The 1584-nt window shown below is 65.6% G+C and carries 2 protein-coding genes; one reads left to right on the top strand and one right to left on the bottom strand.

Features of this window, described 5'->3' with window-relative positions; genetic code table 11:
- Window positions 1–31: 31 nt before the first annotated feature.
- Window positions 32–631: a ribosome maturation factor RimM gene (rimM, locus tag EN749_RS35490; RefSeq protein WP_127330189.1), complete on the bottom strand. Its 600-nt coding sequence runs from the start codon at window positions 629–631 to the stop codon at window positions 32–34.
- A 400-nt stretch (window positions 632–1031) separates the two neighbouring features.
- On the opposite strand from rimM, the gene EN749_RS35485 reads away from it, so the two are divergent.
- A partial coding sequence (locus tag EN749_RS35485) for a site-specific integrase (protein ID WP_189367955.1) occupies window positions 1032–1584 on the top strand: 553 nt, incomplete at its 3' end.

Raw genomic sequence — 1584 nt, 5'->3', positions numbered from 1 at the left:
GGGTAAAGCGTCAGCACACAAGCGGAAAAACTCACCGGTTGCCCCCGGCATCGCTCGGTCCGCGCGGCCGGCCCTTCGGATCGAAGTCTTCCTCGCGCGGGCCATCGCCATCCTCGTCGTCGACCAGCCCGGCAGCCGCCGGATCGACACGGACAAAACCCTCGGCGATCGACACTTGCGGCACGGCGGCCTGTGTGAACGGGATCAGCACGCCCTTGCGCCCGCCCAGCGTCACGTCGAGAATGTCGCCGCCGCCGAAATTGTGCACCGCGACCACCTTGCCAAGCACGGCAGCCGTGTCGTCGCGGACTTCGAGGCCGACGAGGTCGGCATGGTAGAATTCGTCTTCCTCGCCGTCGTCCGGCAGCATCGAACGGTCGACGAACAGCTCCGTGCCTGCCAGCGCCTCGGCCGCATTGCGGTCGGCAATGCCCTTGAAGCGGACCACGACGACGGTGTTGGCAGGCCTGATGTCGACGATCTGGAAGGCGCGCCCGTCCCTGGCGTAGAGCGGCCCGTAATCGGCCAGCGCCAGCGGCTCACCTGTGAAGGTCTTCACCCGCAACTCGCCCTTGATGCCATGGGCGGCGCCGATCACGGCCATCTGGACAGGGTTCTGGGGCTTGCTCATGGCGCTTTTACCTTCGTCATCCACGGGCGGAGCAGGCGCGAAGCGACTGCGCAGACCCGAGGATCCATTCCGTTACGGCGACCAAAAAGCACGGCAGTTCAGAAAGGGTCACGAGTCTCGTTCCTGCCAACTCTTTATTTGCAAACACTTCGCGTGGTCTCCACCGCAAAGCTATCAGACTTGTAACGCAGCAACGCTCGCAGGTCACGGCATGGATCCTGGGGTCTCCGCGACGTCGCTTCGCTCCTGCTCCGCCCCAGGATGACGAAGGGGGCGGGCATTTCAGCCAATCACCAAGGTAGTCACCTGCCACCAATCGATGGTCTCCTAACCTCAGCCGGCTGTCATTTCAATGACGGCTCTTCACCGCTTCCTAACCCGAATACCCGAAAATGCCGCCATGCAGGAATTCCTGATCCCGGCCAAACCCGATCTCCAGGCGGCGCGCGAAAGCTGGCTGAAGATGCTCGCGCGAGAACGTCGGCTGTCGCCCAAGACGGTGGAAGCCTATGAGCGCGACACGCGCCAGTTCCTGCATTTCCTCACCGGCCATTGCGGCGGCTCGCCCGGCATTTCGGACATCGCCGATCTGCGCCCGGCCGACCTGCGCGGCTTTCTCGCGGCGCGGCGCAATGCCGGTGCCGGTGCCCGCACGCTCGGCCGGGGTCTCGCCGGCATCCGCTCGCTGCTGCGTTTCCTCGAGCGGCGCGGCCTCGCCAATGCGGCCGGGGCGGCAGCACTGCGCGCGCCGCGCCAACCCAAATCGCTGCCCAAGCCGCTGACAGCGAGCGATGCCAAGCATGTTGTTTCCATTGAAGGCCAACTGGCGGAGGAACCCTGGATTGCTGCCCGCAACGCCGCCGTGCTGACACTGCTCTACGGCTCCGGCCTGCGCATTTCCGAGGCGCTTGGCCTCGCCGGCGCCGATCTGGCGTCGGCGGACGACACGGTGC

This window comes from Mesorhizobium sp. M7A.F.Ca.ET.027.02.1.1 (assembly GCF_004022985.1).
Lineage (GTDB): Bacteria > Pseudomonadota > Alphaproteobacteria > Rhizobiales > Rhizobiaceae > Mesorhizobium.
This window is presented reverse-complemented; position numbering and strand designations above follow the sequence as displayed.